The sequence below is a fragment of the Curtobacterium sp. KBS0715 genome, assembly GCF_005938005.2.
Lineage (GTDB): Bacteria > Actinomycetota > Actinomycetes > Actinomycetales > Microbacteriaceae > Curtobacterium > Curtobacterium flaccumfaciens.
Genome location: NZ_VCCA02000001.1, coordinates 88,947 through 105,384, shown reverse-complemented (window position 1 = coordinate 105,384; position 16,438 = coordinate 88,947). Strand labels below are relative to the sequence as shown.

The 16,438-nt window shown below is 69.0% G+C and carries 11 protein-coding genes and 1 rRNA gene; all 12 read left to right on the top strand.

The window, feature by feature from the left end:
* The first annotated feature begins 69 nt into the window (after positions 1-69).
* The 12 genes from pheS (at position 70) to FFG40_RS00485 (ending at position 16,033) form a co-directional block, all read left to right on the top strand.
* Complete coding sequence (gene pheS, locus FFG40_RS00540; protein ID WP_138801914.1) at positions 70-1,110, top strand: phenylalanine--tRNA ligase subunit alpha; 1,041 nt, start codon at positions 70-72, stop codon at positions 1,108-1,110.
* Positions 1,110-3,602 carry a phenylalanine--tRNA ligase subunit beta gene (pheT, locus tag FFG40_RS00535; protein ID WP_138801913.1) on the top strand — a complete coding sequence of 831 codons (2,493 nt, stop codon included), beginning with the start codon at positions 1,110-1,112 and terminating at the stop codon, positions 3,600-3,602. The genes pheS and pheT overlap by 1 nt, the downstream gene beginning before the upstream one ends.
* Before the next feature lie 77 nt (positions 3,603-3,679).
* On the top strand, positions 3,680-4,777 hold the full coding sequence (locus FFG40_RS00530; RefSeq protein ID WP_138801912.1) for an N-acetyl-gamma-glutamyl-phosphate reductase: 1,098 nt from the start codon (positions 3,680-3,682) through the stop codon (positions 4,775-4,777).
* Positions 4,774-5,973 carry a bifunctional glutamate N-acetyltransferase/amino-acid acetyltransferase ArgJ gene (argJ, locus tag FFG40_RS00525; RefSeq protein WP_027466547.1) on the top strand — a complete coding sequence of 400 codons (1,200 nt, stop codon included), beginning with the start codon at positions 4,774-4,776 and terminating at the stop codon, positions 5,971-5,973. Before FFG40_RS00530 ends, argJ begins: the two co-directional genes overlap by 4 nt.
* Positions 5,973-7,025 (top strand): acetylglutamate kinase, encoded by a 1,053-nt coding sequence (gene argB, locus FFG40_RS00520; protein WP_111058105.1) that lies wholly within the window; start codon positions 5,973-5,975, stop codon positions 7,023-7,025. The genes argJ and argB overlap by 1 nt, the downstream gene beginning before the upstream one ends.
* Entirely contained in the window at positions 7,022-8,245 is a 1,224-nt protein-coding gene (locus tag FFG40_RS00515) for an acetylornithine transaminase (protein WP_027466545.1), read from the top strand. Before argB ends, FFG40_RS00515 begins: the two co-directional genes overlap by 4 nt.
* Positions 8,242-9,165, top strand: coding sequence for an ornithine carbamoyltransferase (argF, locus tag FFG40_RS00510; RefSeq protein WP_071405139.1), 924 nt, complete (start codon positions 8,242-8,244; stop codon positions 9,163-9,165). The genes FFG40_RS00515 and argF overlap by 4 nt, the downstream gene beginning before the upstream one ends.
* 18 nt (positions 9,166-9,183) lie before the next feature.
* Positions 9,184-10,380, top strand: coding sequence for an argininosuccinate synthase (locus FFG40_RS00505; RefSeq protein ID WP_138801911.1), 1,197 nt, complete (start codon positions 9,184-9,186; stop codon positions 10,378-10,380).
* Between the two features lie 38 nt (positions 10,381-10,418).
* Positions 10,419-11,855: an argininosuccinate lyase gene (gene argH, locus FFG40_RS00500; protein ID WP_138801910.1), complete on the top strand. Its 1,437-nt coding sequence runs from the start codon at positions 10,419-10,421 to the stop codon at positions 11,853-11,855.
* Complete coding sequence (locus FFG40_RS00495) at positions 11,852-12,550, top strand: DNA-3-methyladenine glycosylase (RefSeq protein ID WP_138801909.1); 699 nt, start codon at positions 11,852-11,854, stop codon at positions 12,548-12,550. The genes argH and FFG40_RS00495 overlap by 4 nt, the downstream gene beginning before the upstream one ends.
* 63 nt (positions 12,551-12,613) lie before the next feature.
* Positions 12,614-13,927, top strand: coding sequence for a tyrosine--tRNA ligase (tyrS, locus tag FFG40_RS00490; RefSeq protein ID WP_138801908.1), 1,314 nt, complete (start codon positions 12,614-12,616; stop codon positions 13,925-13,927).
* Positions 13,928-14,511: 584 nt separating this feature from the next.
* Positions 14,512-16,033: ribosomal RNA gene (locus FFG40_RS00485) — 16S ribosomal RNA — on the top strand.
* Positions 16,034-16,438: the final 405 nt, after the last annotated feature.

The following is a 16,438-nucleotide window of genomic DNA, read 5'->3' as shown; positions in this document are numbered from 1 at the left end:
GGCGTCGGTCATCCACCGTCCGCTCGGTGCAGGTGGGTGGTATCCCGACGGCCGGTAGGCTTGGGTCTCGTGTCAGAACCTCTCGAGATCAGCGAATCGGCCGTCGCCGACGCGGTGGACGCGGCCCTCGCCGCCGTCCGTGCCACGACGACGGTCGCCGAACTGAAGCAGGCCAGGGCCGAGCACACCGGTGAGCAGTCACCGTTGGCGCGGATGAACGCATCGATGCGCAGTGTGCCGCCGGAGCAGAAGGCCGCGGCGGGCAAGCTCGTCGGGCAGGCCCGAGGGCGGGTGAACTCGGCGATCGCCGAGCAGGAATCCGTCCTCGCGGTGGCCGAGGAGCGCGCACGGCTCGAGGCCGAGCGCGTCGACGTCACCGCGTTGCCGGTCCACCGCGCCACCGGCTCCCGCCACCCGCTCTCGCTGCTGAACGAAGCCGTCGCCGACATCTTCGTCGGCATGGGGTGGGAAGTGGCAGAAGGCCCAGAGCTCGAGCACGAGTGGTTCAACTTCGACGCGCTGAACTTCGACCAGGACCACCCGGCCCGGGCCATGGCGGACACGATCTTCGTCGAGCCCGTCGACCGGCACCTGGTCATGCGCACCCACACCTCACCGGTGCAGGTGCGGTCGCTGCTGTCGCGTGACCTCCCGCTGTACGTCATCGCCCCGGGTCGCGTCTACCGCGCCGACGAGCTCGACGCCACGCACCTGCCGGTCTTCACCCAGGTCGAGGGCATCGCGATCGACAAGGGCCTGACGATGGCGCACCTGCGCGGCACGCTCGAGCACTTCGCCCGGCAGATGTTCGGCGCCGAGGCGCAGATCCGGCTCCGCCCGAACTACTTCCCGTTCACCGAGCCCAGCGCCGAGATGGACGTCTGGCAGCCGAACGCCAAGGGTGGCGCGCGGTGGGTCGAGTGGGGTGGCTGCGGCATGGTGAACCCCAACGTCCTGCGTGCCGCCGGCATCGACCCGGACGAGTACCAGGGCTTCGCGTTCGGCATGGGCATCGAGCGGACACTGCAGTTCCGCAACGGCCTGAACGACATGCGTGACTTCCTCGAGGGCGACATCCGCTTCTCGCAGCAGTTCGGAACGGTGGTCTGATGCGCGTCCCACTCCGTTGGCTCGGTGAGTCCGTCGACCTCCCCGAGGACGTCACCCTCGAGCACGTCCACGCGGCGCTCGTGTCGGTCGGCTTCGAGGAAGAGGACGTCCACACCTTCGACCTGACCGGACCCATCGTGGTCGGTCGGGTCCTCGAGCGCGTCCCCGAGCCGCAGAAGAACGGCAAGACCATCAACTGGTGCCAGGTGGACGTCGGCGAAGCCGAGCCCCGCGGCATCGTCTGCGGCGCGCACAACTTCGACGTCGGCGACCTCGTCGTCGTCACGCTGCCCGGCGCGGTCCTGCCCGGGCCGTTCCCGATCGCCGCCCGCAAGACCTACGGGCACGTGTCCGACGGCATGATCGCCTCGGCCCGCGAGCTCGGGCTGGGTGACGAGCACGACGGCATCCTGCGCTTCGCCGACCTCGGCATGGACCCCACCGTCGGTGCCGACGCCATCGCGCTCCTCGGCCTCGACGACGCCGCGGTCGAGATCAACGTCACGCCGGACCGCGGCTACGTGCTCAGCATGCGCGGGGTCGCTCGTGAGTACGCGCACGCCACCGGAGCCAGCTTCCACGACCCCGTCGCGCGCGTTGTGCCGCGTGCGGCCGAGGGGTTCCGGGTCACGATCGACGACCAGGCCCCGATCCGGGATCGTGTCGGAGCGTCGACGTTCGTCACGCGTGTCGTTCGCGGGATCGACCCGGCCGCGAAGACACCGTCCTGGATGGTGTCGCGCCTGTCGCTGGCGGGGGTGCGCTCCATCTCCCTGCCCGTCGACATCACGAACTACGTCATGTTCGAGCTCGGCCAGCCGCTCCACGGCTACGACCTGCAGACCATCGTGGGCGGCCTCGGCGTGCGCCGGGCGACCGCTGGCGAGACGCTCGAGACCCTCGACGGCACCGTCCGGAAGCTCGACCCCGAAGACCTCGTCATCACCGACGACGACGGTCCCGTCGGCCTCGCCGGCGTCATGGGCGGAGCCCGCACCGAGATCTCGGCGAGCACGACCGACGTCCTGATCGAGGCCGCCGGGTTCGACCAGGTCTCCATCGCCCGCACCGCTCGTCGCCACAAGCTCCCCAGCGAGGCATCCCGTCGCTTCGAACGTGGGGTCGACCCGCAGGTGGCCGAGGCCGCGGCGAACCGTGCCGTCGAGCTCCTCGTCGAGCTCGCCGGTGGCACCGCGGACGCTCTCGGGTCCACGCTCGTCGACACCGAGCCGCGGGCGACCGTGACGATGCGCCTCTCGCGTCCGGCCGAGCTCGTCGGCGTCGAGTACACCGATGCCGAGGTCATCGACACGCTCCGCGCGATCGGCGCCACGGTCGAGGCCGACGGTGAGCAGCTCGCGGTCACCCCGCCCACCTGGCGTCCCGACCTGACCGACGACACCACCCTCGTCGAAGAGGTCGCGCGCATCGTCGGCTACGACCGGATCCCGAGCGTGCTGCCGGTCGCTCCGCCCGGTCGGGGCCTGACCCGGCACCAGCAGGCTCGTCGTCGGGTTGCCTCGGCGCTGGCCGCGGCGGGCCTGACCGAGGTCGTCACGGCGCCGTTCGTGTCCGCGGCCACGCAGGACGCCTACCCGGGGATCGACCCGCAGGGCGGACCGAGTGTCGTGCTCGCCAACGCCCTGGACAGCGAGCAAAACCTCCTGCGCCGCAGCGGCGTGCCGGCCCTGGTCGACGCCGCCCGTCGCAACGTGTCGCGCGGGCTCGTCGACGTCGCGCTCTACGAGACGTCCCGGGTGTTCCTGCCGGTCACGGGCGTGACGCTCGGCACCGACGAGGTCCCGGCGGGCGCCGCCCGGCCCGACCGTGCGACGCTCGAGGCGCTGGACGCCTCGCTGCCCGCCCAGCCCTTCCACGTCGCCGCACTGCTCACCGGCCACCGGGTCGTCAAGCAGCCGGGCACCACGGCAGAACCGTTCGGCATCGCCGACGCAATCGACGCGGCCCGCCAGGTCGCCTGGGCCGTCGGTGTCGAACTCACCGTCGCGCAGACGACCCACCCGTCCCTGCACCCGGGCCGCGCCGCGTCGCTGCTCGTCGACGGCACGGTCGTGGGCGTCGCCGGAGAGCTCCTGCCCGAACTTGCCGAGGCCGCCGTCCTGCCCCGTGTGGTGGCGGTCGTCGAGCTCGACCTCGACGCGCTGGTCGCCGCGGCCCCGGAACTCGTCGCGGTCGCGCCGATCGTCTCCTACCCGGCAGCCACGCAGGACCTCTCGCTCGTCGTCGACGCGGACGTGCCGGCCGGTGACGTGCTGGATGCGGTGCGCTCTGGCGCCGGAGACCTGTTGGAGTATGCTCGGCTCGTGGATGACTACCGGGGCTCCGGCGTGGACGAGGGACAGAAGTCCCTGACGTTCGCCCTGCGCTTCCGCGCCACGGACCGCACGCTGACCGCTGCCGAGGCCACCGAGGCCCGTGACGGCGCTGTCCGACGTGCCGGCGAGCGATTCGGGGCGACCCTGCGCGACTGACCCACACGGGATCAGCACCGCCCGGGGTCGCCGCCTCCGACTCTCTCGACGACCAGTCCGACCAAAGGTGGAATCCCATGTCCGTATCCGTCGCCGTGGCGGGAGCCTCCGGCTACGCGGGTGGTGAGCTCCTGCGTGTGCTCTCCGCCCACCCCGAGTTCGAGGTCAGGACGGTGACGGCGTTCTCGAACGCCGGACAGCCGCTGATCGCGACGCAGCCGCACCTCCGTTCACTGTCGCACCTGACCCTGGCGGAGACGACGGCCGAGACGCTGCGCGGGCACGACGTGGTGTTCCTGGCGCTGCCGCACGGGCAGTCGGGAGCGATCACCGCGGAACTCGGCGACGACGCGCTCGTCATCGACTGCGGTGCGGACCACCGTCTGACGGACCCGGCGGCGTGGGAGCGGTTCTACGGCGGTGACTACTTCGGCGCGTGGACCTACGGGCTGCCCGAGCTCCTGCTCGCGGCGCCCACCCCGGGTTCGGCCGATGAATGGCGCGAGGTCGACGACATCGCGTCGCAGGGCAAGCAGCGTACCGCCCTGGTCGGCACGAAGCGCATCGCGGTGCCCGGCTGCAACGTCACCGCGGTGACGCTCGGCATCCAGCCGGGCATCCAGGCCGGCCTCGTCGAGTCCGACGACCTCGTCGCGGTGCTCAGCGTCGGCCCGAGCGGTGCCGGCAAGAAGCTCAGCACCACCTACCTGGCCTCCGAGATCATGGGGTCCGCCAGCGCGTACGCCGTCGGTGGCACGCACCGGCACGTCCCCGAGATCCAGCAGAACCTGCAGGTCGCGGGGGCCTCCGACGTGACGATCTCGTTCACGCCGGTCCTGGTCCCGATGTCGCGGGGGATCCTGGCGACCACCACCGCGAAGCTCTCGCCCGGCGTCAGCGCACGCGACGTCCGCCTCGCCTGGGAACAGGCGTACGCCGACGAGCCCTTCGTCCACCTGCTGCCCGAGGGCGAGTTCCCCCGGGTCGCGGACACGATCGGTGCGAACACCGCGCTCGTCGGCATCGCCGTCGACGAGGCCGCCGGCCGTGTCGTCGCGGTGACCGCGCTCGACAACCTCGCCAAGGGCACGGCGGGCGCCGCCGTCCAGTCGGCGAACATCGCCCTCGGTCTCCCCGAGACCACGGGCCTCAGCGTGGACGGAGTCGCACCGTGACCGACGCAGGCACGACCACCCAGACCGAGCCGGGCCTCCAGGGCGTCACCGCGGCAGCGGGCTTCCGCGCCGCCGGCGTCACCGCCGGTCTCAAGACGAGCGGCAAGCCGGACGTGGCCCTCGTCGTCAACGACGGCCCCGACGCGGCCGTGGCCGCGGTCTTCACCAGCAACCGAGCCCAGGCACACCCCGTCATCTGGTCTCGCCAGGTCGTCGGAGACGGCGTCGCGCGTGCCGTCGTCCTGAACTCCGGCGGCGCGAACTGCTTCACCGGCCCGTTCGGCTTCCAGACCACGCACCTGACGGCCGAAGCCGTGGGCGACGCCCTCGGGATCGGAGCCGGCGACGTCGTCGTCTGCTCTACCGGGCTCATCGGTGTGGGCGACCAGACCTTCCGCGACAACGTGCTCCGTGGCGTCGACCTGGCGAGTGCGGCACTGAGCGACGACGGCGGTCCGGATGCGGCCACCGCGATCATGACGACGGACACGAAGGCCAAGCAGTCCGTCGTGACCGAGGACGGCTGGACCGTCGGCGGCATGGCCAAGGGCGCCGGGATGCTCGCGCCGGGGCTCGCGACGATGCTCGTCGTCATCACGACGGACGCCGTGCAGACGCCGGACCAGCTCGACCAGGCGCTCCGCGCCGCCACCCGCATCACGTTCGACCGGGTCGATTCCGACGGCTGCATGTCCACGAACGACACCGTCGTCCTGCTGTCGTCGGGTGCGAGCGGCGTGACGCCCGAGGTCGGTGACTTCCAGGAGGCCCTGACCGCGGTCTGTGCCGACCTGGCCCGCCAGCTGCAGCAGGACGCCGAGGGCGCGAGCCACGACATCGCGATCGAGGTCGTGCACGCCGCGACCGAGGACGACGCCGTGACCGTCGGTCGGAGCGTCGCCCGGAACAACCTGTTCAAGGCTGCGGTCTTCGGCAACGACCCGAACTGGGGCCGGGTGCTCGCAGCGATCGGCACCACCGACGCCGAGTTCGACCCGTACGCGGTGGACGTCAGCATGAACGGCGTCCGGGTCTGCCACGCGGGCGCGCCCGACGAGCCGAGCGACTCCGTCGACCTGACCCCGCGTGACACCCACGTGCGCATCGACCTCGGTGTCGGCACGCACTCGGCCACGATCCTGACCAACGACCTAACGCACGACTACGTGCACGAGAACAGCGCGTACTCCAGCTGATGGCGGCCGACACGAACGGGGCCGGCACGCCCCTCACGAAGGAAGAAGAACACGAGTTCGCCGCGGTCAAGGCGGCGACGCTCATCGAGTCGCTGCCATGGCTCAAGCGCTTCTCGGGCAAGGTCGTCGTGGTCAAGTTCGGCGGCAACGCCATGGTGAACGAGGACCTGAAGCGCGCCTTCGCCGAGGACATGGTCTACCTGCGCTACGCCGGCCTGCACCCGGTCGTCGTGCACGGTGGGGGTCCGCAGATCTCCGCCGCCCTCAAGGAACAGGGCATCGAGTCCGAGTTCCGCGGCGGCTACCGCGTCACGACGACCGAGGCGATCACGGTCGTCCGCGACGTCCTGGCCGGCGAGGTCAACCGCGAGATCGTCGACTTGATGAACGAACACGGCGAGGGCCTGGCCGTTGGCGTGTTCGGCGACGGCGGCTCGCTGTTCACCGGCGAGAAGAAGGGCGTCGTCGTCGACGGGCAGGAGTACGACCTCGGTCATGTCGGGGACATCACCCACGTCGACCCGTCCGGTGTGCTCGCCGCGATCGAGGCCGGCCGGATCCCGGTCGTCTCGAGCATCGCGATCGACGACGCACACCCCGACCAGGCGCTCAACGTGAACGCGGACGCTGCGGCGGGTGCCCTGGCGATCGCGCTCCGGGCCTCGAAGCTCATGATGCTCACCGACGTCCCCGGCCTGTACCGCAACTGGCCCGACCGTGACTCGATCGTCGACCTCATCGCGGTCGACGAGCTCCGCGAGCTCCTGCCGAGCCTCGAGTCGGGGATGATCCCCAAGATGACCGCGTGCCTCGACGCCGTGGTCGGCGGGGTCGGCGGTGCGACGATCATCGACGGCCGGATCCCGCACTCGATCCTGCTCGAGGTCTTCACCCTGCGGGGTGCGGGCACCGAGGTGATCCCGGACCCGAGCCGACGAACCGAGAACCAGATGACCCACGCCGAGATCGGCCGTCGCGTGGCGTCGCCGTCGATCGACAGCAGTACCGGCCAGCACGTGGCGGGTACGAACGAGAAGGGACACCAGCAGTGAGCACCGAGACGCAGACCGAGACCTGGAACGACCGGTTCGGGGCGTCGCTCATGCGATCCCTGACCCCGCCGAAGATCATGCTCGAGCGCGGCCAGGGCTGCCGCGTCTGGGACGTCGAGGGCAACGAGTACCTCGACTTCCTCGCCGGCATCGCGGTGAACTCGCTCGGCCACGCGCACCCCGCCCTGGTGGAGGCGATCGCCGACCAGGCCGCGAAGCTCGTGCACGTGTCGAACTACTTCGCCACCCCGCCGCAGCTCGAACTCGCCGAGCGCCTCAAGCGCATCACCGGCGCGGGCGACGCGGGCCGCGTGTACTTCGGCAACTCCGGCGCCGAGGCGAACGAGGCCGCGTTCAAGCTGGCCCGCCTCAACAAGGGTGCGGACGGCACCAAGACCCGGATCCTCGCGCTCAAGCAGGGCTTCCACGGCCGCACCATGGGCGCGCTCGCGCTCACCGGCAAGCCCGCGCTGCAGCAGGACTTCCTGCCGATGATCCCGGGTGTCGAGCACATCGACACCTCGATCGAGGCCCTCGAAGCGTCGATCGACGACTCCGTCGCCGCCCTGATCCTCGAACCCATCAAGGGCGAGGCCGGCGTGGTCGACCTGCCGGAGGGCTTCCTGCTGGCGGCACGCCGACTGACCGCGGAGCACGGCGCACTGCTGATCCTCGACGAGATCCAGACGGGCGTCGGCCGGACCGGCAACTGGTTCGCGTTCCAGGGCCACGGTGTGACGCCGGACGCCATCACCGTCGCCAAGGGCATCGCCGGTGGCTTCCCCATCGGCGCCCTCGTCACGTTCGGCTGGGCCTCCGACCTGTTCTCGGCCGGGCAGCACGGTTCGACCTTCGGCGGCAACCCGCTCGGCACCCGAGTCGCCAACGCGGTGCTCGAGGAGATCGAGCGCGCCGACCTCGTCGCCGGCGCAGTGGTCAAGGGTGAGCGGATCCGTGACGGCATCCGCGCCATCGGCTCCCCGCTGGTGGAAGAGGTCCGTGGCACCGGCCTGCTCATCGGCGTCGGTCTGACCGGTCCGATCGGTCCGGCCGTCAACGCAGCCGCCCTCGAGCGTGGCCTCATCATCAACGCCCCCAACGAGTCGAGCCTGCGCATCGCGCCGCCGCTCATCGTGTCCGACGCCGAGATCGACGAGTTCCTGTCGATCCTCGCCCAGAGCCTCGCGGCCGTCGCCGCAGCGCAGGAGCCCACAGCATGACCCGCCACTTCCTCCGCGACGACGACCTGAGCCAGGCCGAGCAGTCCGCGATCCTCGACATCGCCGACCGCATGAAGGCCGACCGCTGGGCGGAGAAGCCGCTGGCCGGTCCGCAGAGCGTCGCGGTGATCTTCGACAAGTCGTCGACCCGTACCCGGGTGTCCTTCCACGTCGGCATCTCCGACCTCGGCGGCAGCCCGCTGATCATCTCGACGGCGAACAGCCAGCTCGGCGGCAAGGAGACCCCGTCGGACACCGCCCGCGTGCTCGAGCGCATGGTGTCGGCGATCGTGTGGCGCACCTACGGCCAGGCCGGGCTCGAGGAGATGGCCGCCGGCACGACGGTCCCCGTCGTCAACGCGCTGTCCGACGACTTCCACCCCTGCCAGCTCCTCGCCGACCTGCTCACCATCCGTGAGCACCGCGGCGCCCTCGCCGGGCAGACCGTGGCGTTCATCGGTGACGGTGCGAGCAACATGGCGCAGTCGTACCTGCTCGCCGGGGCGACGGCGGGCATGCACGTCCGCGTCGCCGCCCCCGCCGAGTTCTCCCCGTCGGCGCAGGTCGTCACCGATGCCGAGGAACGCGCCGCCGTGACGGGCGGATCCGTCCTCGTGGTGACCGATCCGGTGGCCGCGGTCGCGGGTGCCGACGTGGTCGTCACCGACACCTGGGTGTCGATGGGCAAGGAGTCCGAGAAGCAGTCGCGTCTCGACACCTTCGCGGGGTACCGCGTCGACGACGCGCTCATGGCGCACGCCGCCGACGACGCCGTCTTCATGCACTGCCTGCCGGCCGACCGTGGGTTCGAAGTGACCGCCGACGTCATCGACGGCCCGCGCAGCATCATCTGGGACGAGGCGGAGAACCGTCTGCACGCCCAGAAGGCGCTGCTGGCCTGGCTGCTCGCCAACGACTAGCCGACGGACCGATCACCAGTGGCTGACCGCGTCGTCCTCGCGTACTCCGGCGGTCTCGACACCTCCGTCGGGATCGGCTGGCTGCGCGACGCCACCGGCAAGGACGTCGTCGCACTCGTGGTCGACGTCGGCCAGGGCGGCGAGGACATCGAGGCGGTCCGGCAGCGTGCGCTCGACTGCGGCGCCGTGGAGTCACTCGTCGTCGACGCCAAGGACGAGTTCGCCGACGAGTACATCGTGCCGGCGCTCCGGGCCAACGCGCTCTACCAGAAGCGGTACCCGCTCGTCTCGGCACTGAGCCGCCCGCTCATCGCGAAGCACCTCGCGCTGACGGCGAAGCAACTCGGCGCCGACAGCGTCGCGCACGGCTCCACCGGCAAGGGCAACGACCAGGTCCGCTTCGAGGCAGCCGTCGCGGCGATCGCACCGGACCTGCGGACCGTCGCCCCGGTGCGGGACCTCGCCCTGACCCGCGACCGCGCCATCGCGTACGCGCAGGAGCACCGGCTGCCGATCCAGCACTCGGAGCGGGAGCCGTGGTCGGTCGACCAGAACGTGTGGGGCCGAGCCGTCGAGACCGGGCTCCTCGAGGACCCGTGGAACGCCCCCGCCGCCGACCTCTACGCGACCACGCAGGACCCGGCGTTCCCGCAGCAGGCCGACGAGGTCACGATCACCTTCGACCGTGGTGTCCCGGTCGCCCTCGACGGGCAGCGGTTCAGCGTGCTGCGCATGGTGCAGGAGCTCAACGCGGTCGCCGGCAAGCACGGCGTCGGGCGGATCGACGTCGTCGAGGACCGGGTGGTCGGCATCAAGTCGCGCGAGGTCTACGAGGCGCCGGCCGCGATCGCGCTCATCGCCGCGCACGAGGAGCTCGAGAGCCTCACCCTCGAGCGTGACGTCGCCCGGTTCAAACGCGGCGTCGAGTCCGAGTGGGCCGACCTGGTCTACGACGGCCTGTGGTTCGGCGGACTCAAGCGCAGCCTCGACGCCTTCGTCGAGCACACCCAGCAGCACGTCTCCGGCGACGTCCGGTTGCGGCTGCAGGGTGGGCGTGCCACCGTGACGGGCCGTCGGTCCGAGCAGAGCCTCTACGACTTCGACCTGGCGACGTCGGACACCGGCGACGCGTTCGACCAGTCCGTGTCCAGGGGGTTCATCGAGCTCTGGTCACTGCCCAGCAAGATCTCCGCCCGCCGCGACGCGGCGAACTGACCGACAGCCGCACCACAGACGAAACGACGCAGGACGACATGACCGACGAGAAGACCGACGCCACCAACACCGGTGCCCTCTGGGGCGGCCGCTTCGCCGACGGCCCGAGTGCGGCCCTCGCCGCGCTCTCGAAGTCGACGCACTTCGACTGGCAGCTCGCGCCCTACGACATCGCGGGGTCCCGTGCCCACGCCCGAGCGCTGCACACCGCGGGCTACCTGACCGCCGACGAGCTCGAACGCATGCTCGCCGGCCTCGACCGGCTCGAAGCGGCGCACGTCGACGGCACACTGCAGCCCGACGACTCCGACGAGGACGTCCACGGCGCCCTCGAACGCCTGCTCATCGCCGACCTCGGTCCCGAGCTCGGCGGCAAGCTCCGTGCCGGCCGCAGCCGCAACGACCAGATCGCCACCCTCGGCCGCATGCACATGCTCGACCACGGACGGCGCATCGGTCGGCTCGTCATCGACCTCGTCGACGCGATCACCCAGCAGGCGACCGAGCACCCGGCTGCGATCATGCCGGGGCGCACGCACCTGCAGCACGCGCAGCCGGTGCTCCTGGCCCACCACCTGCTCGCGCACGCCTGGCCGCTCGTCCGCGACCTCGAGCGCCTCCGCGACTGGGCCGGCCGCGCGAGCGTCAGCCCGTACGGTGCCGGTGCGCTGGCGGGCAGTTCCCTCGGCCTCGATCCCTCCGCGATCGCCGCGGAGCTCGGCTTCGACCGTCCGGCGGACAACTCGATCGACGCCACGGCAGCCCGTGACGTCTTCGCCGAGTTCGCGTTCGTCCTCGCGCAGATCGGCATCGACGTCTCGCGCCTGTCGGAAGAGGTCATCCTCTGGAACACGAAGGAGTTCGGCTTCGTCCGGCTCCACGACGCGTTCTCGACCGGCTCGAGCATCATGCCGCAGAAGAAGAACCCGGACATCGCCGAGCTCGCCCGGGGCAAGTCGGGGCGCCTGATCGGCAACCTGACCGGGCTCCTCGCGACCCTCAAGGGACTGCCGCTGGCGTACAACCGCGACCTGCAGGAGGACAAGGAGCCGGTCTTCGACTCCGTCGCCACGCTCGAGGTCCTGTTGCCCGCGTTCACCGGCATGATCGCGACCCTGACCTTCGACACCGACCGGATGGCCGAGCTCGCACCGCAGGGCTTCTCGCTCGCGACGGACGTCGCCGAGTGGCTGGTCCGTCAGGGCGTCCCGTTCCGGGATGCGCACGAGGTCTCCGGCGCGCTCGTCCGGTACTGCGAGGAGCGCGGCATCGAGCTCGACGAGCCCACCGACGACGAGTACCGGTCGGTGTCCGAGCACCTCACGCCCGACGTCCGTTCCGTCCTGACCATCGAGGGCAGCGTCGCATCGCGCTCCGGCGTCGGAGGCACCGCACCCGACCGGGTCGCCGAGCAGCTCGCGTCCGTCACCCGCCGCGTCCGCGACCTGGCCGAGGGCGCACCCTTCTCGCGATGACCCGGGGGATCGCCGCGCTGCTCGCCGAGCCCGCCCCGATCATCGCGCCGGCCCTGCTCGGTGCGACGGTCGCGGGGCGCGGCGTCGCGCTCCGCATCACCGAGGTCGAGGCCTACTCCGGTCCCACCGATCCCGGGTCACACGGTCACCGGGGGATGACGGATCGCAACCGCCACCTCTTCGGTCCGCCCGGCACGCTGTACGCCTACCGCTCGTACGGCATCCACACCTGCGTCAACGTCGTGAGCGGGCCGGCCGGCACCTCGTCGGGCTCCCTGCTGCGCGGCGCGCAGGTCGTCGAGGGCGTGGACGTCGCACGAGCGCGTCGCGGGTCGAGGGTCGCGGACGTCGCGTTGGCACGCGGGCCCGGCAACCTCGGTGGTGCGCTCGGAGCGGTCCTCGGGCAGGACGACGGCACGTCGCTCCTCGACGGATCCGGTCCGTTCGTGCTCACCCTGGCACCCGGCCTGGAGGCCCGGCTCGCCTCCGCCGGACCGGCCGACGTGGTCGACGAGCTCCTGTCCGAGACCCTGGCAGGTCCGTACGCGGGCGCTGCGGTCCCGCGGATCTCCCGCGGCCCGCGCACCGGCGTCGGCGGCATCGCCGGTGGGGTGCGGTACCCCTGGCGCTTCTGGCTGACGGGTGACCCCACGGTCTCGACGTACCGACGGCACAAGGGCGCCGTCGACTCGTGAACCCGGCCACGGGCCTCCCGGCTGCCGCGCCTGCCGGACGTCCGTCGCCGCTACGATGGCGGGGTGTCCAGTGATACCGCTCAAGACGTCCTGACGCGCCAGCAGAACGACCCCGCCTTCGACTCGGTGTGGGACGAACTGCAGTGGCGCGGTCTGGTGCAGGTCTCGACCGACGAGACCGCGCTGCAAGAGGCCCTCGACGGTGAGCCGATCACGTACTACTGCGGCTTCGACCCGACGGCGCCGTCGCTGCACTGCGGCAACCTGCTGCAACTCCTGACCATGCGACGGCTGCAGCTCGCCGGCCACAAGCCGCTCGCGTTGGTGGGTGGGTCGACTGGTCTCATCGGCGATCCCCGTCCCACGGCAGAGCGCACGCTGAACACGCCGGAGACCGTGGCGGAGTGGGTGTCCCGGCTGCAGGCACAGGTTTCGCGGTTCCTCAGTCCGGACGGCGACAACGGCGTCCGCCTGGTGAACAACCTCGACTGGACCGCACCGTTGTCCGCGATCGACTTCCTGCGTGACGTCGGCAAGTACTTCCGCGTCAACTCGATGCTCAAGAAGGACGCGGTGGCCGCGCGGCTGAACTCCGATGCGGGGATCAGCTACACCGAGTTCAGCTACCAGATCCTGCAGGGGCTCGACTACCGCGAGCTCTGGCGCCAGTACGGGTGCACGCTGCAGACCGGCGGCTCGGACCAGTGGGGCAACCTGACCTCCGGTACGGAGCTCATCCGTCGTGCCGAAGGTGCCACGGTGCACGCCCTCGGGACCCCGCTCATCACGAACTCCGACGGCACGAAGTTCGGCAAGAGCGAGGGCAACGCGATCTGGCTCGATGCCGAGATGACCTCGCCCTACGCGCTGTACCAGTTCTGGCTCAACACGGCGGACGCCGACGTGATCGCCCGACTGCGGCAGTTCACGTTCCTGGCGCGCACCGAGATCGAACGACTCGAGCAGGCCGTCGCCGACGAACCCTTCCGACGAGAAGCCCAGCGGACCCTGGCGTTCGAGGTCACCTCGATCGTGCACGGGGTGGCGGCGACCCAGGCGGCGATCGATGCCGCGGCCGCGCTGTTCGGCAACGGCGAGCTCGGTGCGCTCGACCCGGAGACCCTGCGGTCGGCGATCGCCGCGCTGCCGGGCACGGTCACGCTCGACTCCGGAGCGGACGTCGCGCGCGCACTCGTGGAGACCGAACTCGTGAAGTCCCTCGGCGAGGCCCGCCGCGCGATCGACCAGGGCGGCGTCTACGTGAACAACGTCAGGGCCGAAGACCCGGCCGCCCCGCTGTCCGACCTCGCCCTGCCCGGGGGAGTGCTCGTACTGCGTCGTGGCAAGAAGACCCTCGCCGGTGTGACGCTCGCCTGACGCCGGTTGCTCGACCCCCCCCTGCGATGCCCGGTTCCCCTGTGGAACCGGGCATCGCTGCGTCCGGGCGACGCGTGTTGCACAACGCGACACGCCCGGGATGGGAGCTGGCTTGGCGCACTCGCTCAGGGCTGCGTATAGTTCTTACTCGTCACCCCAAAGGTGCGGCGGAGCGGCTGGAACGAAAGCCCAGAGCACGTCGGCCCTCAAGCGGGACCATCCTCCACTGAAGTTCAGATCGGGCCTTGCGCCGGATCGCTTCGACGCCTAGGATGACAAGCCCACCGGTTCTCTCCCTTCGGGATGAGCCACTGGACCTCCGGGTCCGACGAACCACCGATGGCAAGCCAAGAACACAAGCCTTGTGGCTGAAGCTCGAACTCGAGCCGAGGAGCAAGTGCGTCTGGTCCTTGAGAACTCAACAGCGTGCACATTGTCAATGCCAATTTATTGATTGACCTCGTGCCTGGTCGGCTTGCTGACTGGGTCATGAAGCAATTCCTTTTGGATTGAAGATTGTCAGTAGACAGTCAACAGTCAGAATCAACTCGGTCTGATGCCTTCGGGTGTTGGGTCTGTATTTTTTTACGGAGAGTTTGATCCTGGCTCAGGACGAACGCTGGCGGCGTGCTTAACACATGCAAGTCGAACGATGATGCCCAGCTTGCTGGGTGGATTAGTGGCGAACGGGTGAGTAACACGTGAGTAACCTGCCCCTGACTCTGGGATAAGCGTTGGAAACGACGTCTAATACTGGATATGATCACTGGCCGCATGGTCTGGTGGTGGAAAGATTTTTTGGTTGGGGATGGACTCGCGGCCTATCAGCTTGTTGGTGAGGTAATGGCTCACCAAGGCGACGACGGGTAGCCGGCCTGAGAGGGTGACCGGCCACACTGGGACTGAGACACGGCCCAGACTCCTACGGGAGGCAGCAGTGGGGAATATTGCACAATGGGCGAAAGCCTGATGCAGCAACGCCGCGTGAGGGATGACGGCCTTCGGGTTGTAAACCTCTTTTAGTAGGGAAGAAGCGAAAGTGACGGTACCTGCAGAAAAAGCACCGGCTAACTACGTGCCAGCAGCCGCGGTAATACGTAGGGTGCAAGCGTTGTCCGGAATTATTGGGCGTAAAGAGCTCGTAGGCGGTTTGTCGCGTCTGCTGTGAAATCCCGAGGCTCAACCTCGGGCTTGCAGTGGGTACGGGCAGACTAGAGTGCGGTAGGGGAGATTGGAATTCCTGGTGTAGCGGTGGAATGCGCAGATATCAGGAGGAACACCGATGGCGAAGGCAGATCTCTGGGCCGTAACTGACGCTGAGGAGCGAAAGCATGGGGAGCGAACAGGATTAGATACCCTGGTAGTCCATGCCGTAAACGTTGGGCGCTAGATGTAGGGACCTTTCCACGGTTTCTGTGTCGTAGCTAACGCATTAAGCGCCCCGCCTGGGGAGTACGGCCGCAAGGCTAAAACTCAAAGGAATTGACGGGGGCCCGCACAAGCGGCGGAGCATGCGGATTAATTCGATGCAACGCGAAGAACCTTACCAAGGCTTGACATACACCGGAAACGGCCAGAGATGGTCGCCCCCTTGTGGTCGGTGTACAGGTGGTGCATGGTTGTCGTCAGCTCGTGTCGTGAGATGTTGGGTTAAGTCCCGCAACGAGCGCAACCCTCGTTCTATGTTGCCAGCGGGTTATGCCGGGGACTCATAGGAGACTGCCGGGGTCAACTCGGAGGAAGGTGGGGATGACGTCAAATCATCATGCCCCTTATGTCTTGGGCTTCACGCATGCTACAATGGCCGGTACAAAGGGCTGCGATACCGTAAGGTGGAGCGAATCCCAAAAAGCCGGTCTCAGTTCGGATTGAGGTCTGCAACTCGACCTCATGAAGTCGGAGTCGCTAGTAATCGCAGATCAGCAACGCTGCGGTGAATACGTTCCCGGGCCTTGTACACACCGCCCGTCAAGTCATGAAAGTCGGTAACACCCGAAGCCGGTGGCCTAACCCTTGTGGAAGGAGCCGTCGAAGGTGGGATCGGTGATTAGGACTAAGTCGTAACAAGGTAGCCGTACCGGAAGGTGCGGCTGGATCACCTCCTTTCTAAGGAGCATCTGGCCTCGTGTTGTCCCTTATCGGGGCACGCATGGTCCAGGCGCCTGATTCGGACCGAACGTGTCCGACGGGTAGCTCATGGGTGGAACATTGACAGTGCAGTTGGGAGTGATGCTTCCGACCTCAGTACGCTCTGCTTGCAGGGTTGGGACGGGTCGGGGTGGAGCTGCTGGCTGGTGCACGTTGTTGGGTCCTGAGGGACCAGGCTTCCTGTCGTCACGTGAGTGGTGGTGGGGGTTGGGCCTACGGGTCCTTCGTCGGGCCAGGGTGAACCTACTGTTGTGGTGGGGGAGTGCTGGTGCCGATCGTATGTTGAGAACTACACAGTGGACGCGAGCATCTTTGATTCGCGTCATCCATGATCAGCCTTCGGGTTGTTGATTGGTGACGTTG

What these genes read in the sequence shown, in the direction of transcription:
- FFG40_RS00530 (WP_138801912.1), top strand. Translation starts at nt 3,680, where the DNA reads ATGTCCGTATCCGTCGCCGTGGCGGGAGCCTCCGGCTACGCGGGTGGT.
- argB (WP_111058105.1), top strand. Translation starts at nt 5,973, where the DNA reads ATGGCGGCCGACACGAACGGGGCCGGCACGCCCCTCACGAAGGAAGAA.
- argF (WP_071405139.1), top strand. Translation starts at nt 8,242, where the DNA reads ATGACCCGCCACTTCCTCCGCGACGACGACCTGAGCCAGGCCGAGCAG.
- argH (WP_138801910.1), top strand. Translation starts at nt 10,419, where the DNA reads ATGACCGACGAGAAGACCGACGCCACCAACACCGGTGCCCTCTGGGGC.
- pheT (WP_138801913.1), top strand. Translation starts at nt 1,110, where the DNA reads ATGCGCGTCCCACTCCGTTGGCTCGGTGAGTCCGTCGACCTCCCCGAG.
- FFG40_RS00495 (WP_138801909.1), top strand. Translation starts at nt 11,852, where the DNA reads ATGACCCGGGGGATCGCCGCGCTGCTCGCCGAGCCCGCCCCGATCATC.